This is a genomic window from Streptomyces sp. NPDC047974 (assembly GCF_040653375.1).
Lineage (GTDB): Bacteria > Actinomycetota > Actinomycetes > Streptomycetales > Streptomycetaceae > Streptomyces.
Genome location: NZ_JBEZNU010000010.1, coordinates 136,073 through 142,346 on the forward strand (window position 1 = coordinate 136,073; position 6,274 = coordinate 142,346).

General features: G+C 70.9%; 4 protein-coding genes and 2 pseudogenes. 3 read left to right on the top strand and 3 right to left on the bottom strand.

The window, feature by feature from the left end; genetic code table 11:
• A pseudogene (locus tag AB0E19_RS16785) lies at window positions 1-344 on the bottom strand (amino acid ABC transporter permease); the annotation flags it as partial.
• A gap of 39 nt (window positions 345-383) precedes the next feature.
• Window positions 384-1,343: an ABC transporter substrate-binding protein gene (locus AB0E19_RS16790; protein ID WP_362179816.1), complete on the bottom strand. Its 960-nt coding sequence runs from the start codon at window positions 1,341-1,343 to the stop codon at window positions 384-386.
• Window positions 1,344-1,891: 548 nt separating this feature from the next.
• Here AB0E19_RS16790 and AB0E19_RS16795 point away from each other — a divergent pair.
• The 3 genes from AB0E19_RS16795 to AB0E19_RS16805 all read left to right on the top strand — a co-directional run bounded on the left by AB0E19_RS16795 (window position 1,892) and on the right by AB0E19_RS16805 (window position 5,787).
• Window positions 1,892-3,103: an NADP-dependent malic enzyme gene (locus AB0E19_RS16795; RefSeq protein ID WP_362179819.1), complete on the top strand. Its 1,212-nt coding sequence runs from the start codon at window positions 1,892-1,894 to the stop codon at window positions 3,101-3,103.
• A gap of 204 nt (window positions 3,104-3,307) precedes the next feature.
• Entirely contained in the window at window positions 3,308-4,273 is a 966-nt protein-coding gene (locus AB0E19_RS16800) for a zinc-binding dehydrogenase (protein ID WP_360602207.1), read from the top strand.
• 41 nt (window positions 4,274-4,314) lie between these two features.
• Window positions 4,315-5,787, top strand: a complete 1,473-nt coding sequence (locus tag AB0E19_RS16805; RefSeq protein WP_362179824.1) for a cellulase family glycosylhydrolase — start codon at window positions 4,315-4,317, stop codon at window positions 5,785-5,787.
• 69 nt (window positions 5,788-5,856) lie between these two features.
• Here the strand turns inward: AB0E19_RS16805 and AB0E19_RS16810 are convergent.
• A pseudogene (locus tag AB0E19_RS16810) lies at window positions 5,857-6,274 on the bottom strand (PadR family transcriptional regulator); the annotation flags it as partial.

Sequence of the window (6,274 nt, forward strand, 5' to 3'; positions counted from 1 at the left end):
AGCCAGGAGACGGCTCCGGTGACCGGGTTCTTCGACAGCCGCATCACGGCGAAGACGATGCCGAGGACGAGTCCGAGCGCCATCGCGGAGACGCTGATCAGGACGGTCTTCCAGAGGCCGACGAGGACGGACTCGTCGAAGAGCTTGTCCCACACCGTGTCCCAGATGATGTTGCCCTGGGAGAAGGCGTAGACGAGCCAGCCGAGGAGTGCGACGACGACGACGGCGCTGATCCAGCGGCCGTAGTGGCGGACCGGGATGGCCTTGATCGCCTCGTAGGGGGTGCCCGAGGGGCCGGACCCGGCCGGCGTGGCGGCCGGGTCCTTGCTGATCTTGTCAGTCATGACGACTGCCCTTCAGTGGTGCGAGGGGGAGCGAGCAGGTCACTTGCCGGCGTTGATGGTGGCCTGCTTGACCGCGCTGCCCTCGACGTCCCACTTCTTCAGCGCCTCGGCGTAGGTGCCGTCCTTGATGATCGCGTCGAGCGCCTCCTTGACGGCGTCGCGCAGCTGGGTCTTGTCCTTGGAGACGGCGATGCCCATGAGGCCGACGTCGGTCTGGTTGCCGACGACCTCGAAGTCGTTGCCGCCACCGGAGGTCTTCGCGATGTACGCGGCGACCGGGTAGTCGTTCAGGTCGGCGACCGCGCCGCCGGCCTTCACGCGGGTCTGGGCCTCGGCGTCGGTGTCGAAGGCCTGGATCGTGAGCTTGTTCGAGCCGCACTTCTCGGCCTGGGCCTTGAAGGTGTCCTCGTAGATCGTGCCGCGCTGGACGGCGACGGTCTTGCCGCAGAGGTCGTCGAGGGAGTCGACGCCCTGCGGGTTGCCCTTCTTGACCAGCAGGGAGACGCCGGAGGAGAAGTAGTCGACGAAGTCGACGCCCTTGCCGATCTTCTTCCCGTTGTCGTCCAGGCCCTCCTGGCGCTTCTTGTTGTCCGTCATCGAGGACATGACGAGGTCCTGGCGGCCGGTCTCCAGGGAGGTGATCAGGCCGTCGAAGGTGCCCGAGGTGAACTCGAACTTCACGCCGAGCTGCTTGCCGAGCGCGGCCGCGATGTCGGGGTCGACGCCGACGATCTTGCCGTCCTGGGTGAACTCCATCGGCGCGTACGAGGCGTCCGTGCCGACCTTGATGACGCCGGCCTTCTGGATGTCGGCGGGCAGCTTGGAGAAGAGCGGGGCGGAGTTGGCGGCGGTGCCGCCCTCCTTCGTGGAGCCGCTGTCGGTCTGGTCGCCACAGGCGGTCAGCAGCATCGAGCCGGCGACCGCGATGGCGGCGACCGCGGCAAGACGGGAGGTGCGGGTCTTGGCGGCGGTCGTCCAGCGCGTGGAGCGTGCGGTCATGGTCGAGATCCTCCGGCGTGTGAGGGAGTTGCCATAGGCGTTGCCAATGGGCCGCGTACGCATCTTCGAGTGTCGCGACCTCGTGTGATTACGGCATCTTGCCATTCGGACCGCCTCAAACCGACGGCCACGGATGTCAAAATCGGGTAACGGGTCGCACTCGAAACCCGACAGGCCGGTACATCAAGGCCGGATCATCTTTCGTAGCCCTACCCGTTCACCGAAGAATCTGCGGTCGATCTCGCCATTCGGACGGCACGAACAGAGCCAAACGGACGCCTGCGGCATCTTTCCTGATATCGAGTGACGAGTCGTTCTCCGTCCGCGTCCGGAAGCACTCGGTATGAGTCGTGTCACCGACCGGATACGGACTCGTCTGCGGTGCCGTCTGTCCGGTAAGAAGGATCCTTACACCCCTCATCCGGGGCTCAGGGCGCGTTGTGCGGCGCGCCCGCGCGGCTGCCCGACACGGCGGCCGCGGGACCCGCCCACCGCTCCACACCAGGAGCGGAAACCCTCGAACAACAGACATAAGGGGTCTCACCCACATGGCAGCGGAGATCGTCAATCCTCTCAGCGAGAGCGCTACGGAAGGAGCTCCCGAGGAGCTCTTCGACCCGGCTTTCGCTCTTCACCGCGGCGGCAAGATGGCCATTCAGGCCACCGTCCCCGTCCGTGACAAGGACGACCTGTCCCTCGCGTACACGCCTGGCGTCGCCAAGGTGTGCACCGCCATCGCCGAGCAGCCCGAGCTGGTCCACGACTACACGTGGAAGTCCCAGGTCGTCGCCGTCGTCACCGACGGCACCGCCGTGCTCGGCCTCGGCGACATCGGCCCGGAGGCCTCCCTCCCGGTCATGGAGGGCAAGGCGATCCTCTTCAAGCAGTTCGGCGGCGTGGACGCCGTCCCGATCGCCCTCGCGACCACGGACACCGACGAGATCGTCGACACCGTCGTCCGGCTCGCCCCGTCCTTCGGTGGGGTGAACCTGGAGGACATCTCGGCGCCGCGGTGCTTCGAGATCGAGCGCAAGCTCCAGGAGCGGCTGGACATCCCGGTCTTCCACGACGACCAGCACGGCACCGCCATCGTCACCCTCGCCGCCCTGCGGAACGCGGCGAAGCTGACCGGCCGGACCCTCGGCGACCTGCGCGCCGTGATCTCCGGCGCGGGCGCGGCCGGTGTGGCCATCGCCAAGTTCCTCCTGTCGGCCGGCATCGGCGACGTCTGCGTCGCCGACCGCAAGGGCATCGTCAGCAGCGACCGCGAGGACCTCACCGACGTCAAGCGCGAGATCGCCGGCCTCACCAACAAGGCGGGCCTCTCCGGCTCCCTGGAGACCGCCCTCGCCGGCGCCGACGTCTTCATCGGCGTCTCCGGCGGTACGGTCCCCGAGGCGGCCGTCGCCGCCATGGCCAAGGACGCCTTCGTCTTCGCCATGGCCAACCCGAACCCCGAGGTCCACCCCGACGTCGCGCACAAGTACGCGGCGGTCGTGGCCACCGGCCGTTCGGACTACCCCAACCAGATCAACAACGTCCTCGCGTTCCCCGGCATCTTCGCCGGCGCGCTCCAGGTCCGGGCCTCCCAGATCACCGAGGGCATGAAGATCGCCGCCGCCGACGCCATCGCCGGTGTCGTCGGTGACGAGCTCAGCGCCGACTGCGTCATCCCGTCGCCGTTCGACGACCGGGTCGCCCCGGCCGTCGCGGCCGCGGTCGCCGCCGCCGCGCGCGCCGAGGGCGTCGCCCGCCGCTGACCCCCGTCCGCGGAAGGTCCCCGAGAGGGCCCCGCCCCGGTCCGCCGCATCGGACCCGGGACGGGGCCCTCTCCCGTGCCCGGGGGAGCGGGGCGGGGCGGCGGCGCGGGCCCCAGGTTCCAGGGGGGCGGAGTGGGGGCGGGGGACGTGCGTCACACCAGAGTGAGGTTCCGTGTGCTCTCCGTCGCCCCTAGGGTCGGGGCCATGTTCGCTGCCTACGCCGCCCGAATCGACCGCGACCAGCCTCTGAACGGCCTCGAGCTGGGCGAACGCCCCGAGCCCGAGGTACGCCCCGGCTGGACCACCGTCACCGTCAAGGCCGCCTCCCTCAACCACCACGACCTCTGGTCGCTGCGCGGGGTCGGCCTGCCCGAGGAGAAGCTGCCGATGATCCTCGGCTGCGACGCCGCCGGGATCGACGAGGACGGCAACGAGGTCGTCCTGCACTCCGTGATCGGCCAGACCGGCCACGGCGTCGGACCCGACGAGCCGCGCTCCATCCTCACCGAGCGCTACCAGGGCACCTTCGCCGAGCGCGTCACCGTCCCCCGCTGGAACGTGCTGCCCAAGCCGAAGGAACTCTCCTTCGCCGAGGCCGCCTGCCTCCCCACCGCCTGGCTGACCGCCTACCGGATGCTCTTCACCAACGCCGGGGTCCGCCCCGGCGACTCGATCCTCGTCCAGGGCGCCGGCGGCGGCGTCGCCACCGCCGCGATCGTCCTCGGCAAGGCCGCCGGCCTGCGGGTCTTCGCCACCAGCCGGGACGAGGCCAAGAGGAAGCGGGCCGTGGAGCTCGGCGCCGTCGAGGCGTACGAGCCCGGAGCCCGTCTGCCGTACCGGGTGGACGCCGTCATCGAGACCGTCGGCGCCGCGACCTGGTCGCACTCGGTGAAGTCGCTGCGCCCCGGCGGCACCCTGGTGATCTCCGGCGCCACCAGCGGCGACCGCCCCTCGCACGCCGAACTGACCCGGATCTTCTTCCTGGAGCTCAAGGTGGTCGGCTCCACCATGGGGTCCAAGGACGAGCTGGAGGACCTCCTCTCCTTCTGCGCCGCCACCGGGGTCCGTCCGGTGATCGACGAGGTGCTGCCCCTCGACCGGGCCCGCGAGGGCTTCGCGAAGATGGCCTCCGGCGAACTCTTCGGAAAGATCGTGCTGACGACCTCTTGATACGGGTCGGTCGACCTGATGGGATCTCCGGCACATGAAAGGTGAACAACGCTCACTTCCTCGTGCCGGAGGTCTCCTTGCTGCGCACCACCCTTCTGACGGGCGCCCTCGCCGCCTCGCTGCTCGCCCCGACCGCCGCGCACGCGGAGACCGGGACCACCGGGAGAACGGGGGGAGCCGGGGGCGACGGGATCCCCGCCCTCACCGACTCCCGCGGCCGCGTCCTCACCCTGCGCGGCTGGAACGTGGAGGACAAGGCCAACCGCGGTGACGCCGCCCTCTCCGCCGTGACCGAGCGGCACTTCCGCGACATGCGCGCCAAGGGCTTCAACTTCGCCCGCCTCCTCGTCTTCTGGGACGACCTGGAGCCGCGACCGGGCCAGTACAGCCAGGCCTATCTGCGGAAGATCGAACGGGTCCTGGACTGGGCCGAGAAGTACGACGTCAAGGTCCTGCTCGACGCCCACCAGGACGTCTTCGGCCCCGCCTTCGGCCACCGGGGCATCCCCGCCTGGGCCACCCGCACCGACGGACTGCCCTTCACCCCCCGCCCCGACGACTGGTTCTCCGAGTACTTCGAGCCGGCCGTCCAGCGCGCCTTCACCCACCTCTACGAGGACGAGGACCTCCGCCGCGCCCAGACCCGCATGTGGCAGGTGCTCGCCGAGCGCTTCGACGACCACCCGGCCGTCCTCGGCTACGACCCCATCAACGAGCCGATGGGCGAACTCCGCGAGGGCGAGGACCTGGCCACCGCCGCCCGCCGCATCGAGCGCGAACAGCTCACCCCCATGTACGACCGGATCGCCGACGCCATCCGCACGGCCGACCGGGACGCCTGGATCTTCGTCGAGCCCACCCCGATCGTCGGCGAAGGGGTCCCCACGGGCCTCGGCCGGATCGACGACCCGAAGATCGTCTACGCCCCGCACTTCTACAACACCGGCATGGAGGCCGGCGCCGACTACGACCCCGCCGCCGGCTGGATCGAGAGCTACGAGCAGGCCGTCACCCTCTACCCCAAGGAGTACAAGGTCCCCGTGGTGGTGGGGGAGTGGGGCCCGCTCAACAACTCCCTGCCGAACATGAACCGCTTCTACCGCGACGCCATGGCCTCCCTCGGCCGCTACAGCTCCGGCTGGGCCGGCTACGTCTGGTGCTACGGCGGCGGCTACTGCGCGGTCGACTCCGCCGGCGCCTTCCGCACCAACAAGGAGCTGACCGCCGAGCCGTACGCGGAGGCCGTCGCCGGCCGGGTCCGCACCTCCGCCTACGACCCGGGGGCCGGCACCTACCGCCTGGAGTACGACGCCGCCGGCCGCCGCGGCTCCCGCGTCACCGAACTGGCCCTGCCGTCCGGCGACTGGAAGGTCACGGCCCGCGGCGCCCTCGTCCTCCGCGACAAGGGCCGTGGCGCGGGGCACGGCCGGGGGTACGAACGGGTCCGCGTCCTCGCCGCCCCCGACGCCCGGGTCACCGTCACCGTGACCCGCACCGCCCCGGCGCCCAGCTGACCCCGGGCCCGGGCCCGGCTCCGGGCCCGGGCTCCGGTCAGGGCCCTGGACCGGGCCCCCGGGCTCCGGTCAGCGCTCCGTGCGGGGACGGAGTATCCCGGCGATCCGGGTCGCCGCCGCGGACAGGTGGTGACGGGCCTCGGCGAGCTGGGCGTCCGTCACCCCGTGGTCCCGGGCCGCGTCCCGCACCTCGTCCCGGAAGCGGTCGAGCAGCCGGTCCAGGTCCCGGGCCGGGTCACCGGAGCCGGCCCCTTCCCGCGCCCACTCCGGGACCACGGCCTCCCCGTCCGCGCCCGGCACCGACACGTCCACCGGGGAACCGCCCGCGGCACCTCCCGCGCCCGTGCGGCCCTTGGTCTGGCCCGAGACCAGGTCGCTCAGCTGGGCGGTGATCCCGGACAGGCCCTCACGGACGGCCTGCGGCCACTCGCCCTTCGCGAAGCGGTTCTGCACCTCGTCCTGGACCTGCTGGGCGATCCGCTGGAAC

Coding starts and splice junctions, on each gene's coding strand:
- AB0E19_RS16795 (WP_362179819.1), top strand. CDS start 1,892: ATGGCAGCGGAGATCGTCAATCCTCTCAGCGAGAGCGCTACGGAAGGA.
- AB0E19_RS16800 (WP_360602207.1), top strand. CDS start 3,308: ATGTTCGCTGCCTACGCCGCCCGAATCGACCGCGACCAGCCTCTGAAC.
- AB0E19_RS16790 (WP_362179816.1), bottom strand. CDS start 1,343: ATGACCGCACGCTCCACGCGCTGGACGACCGCCGCCAAGACCCGCACC.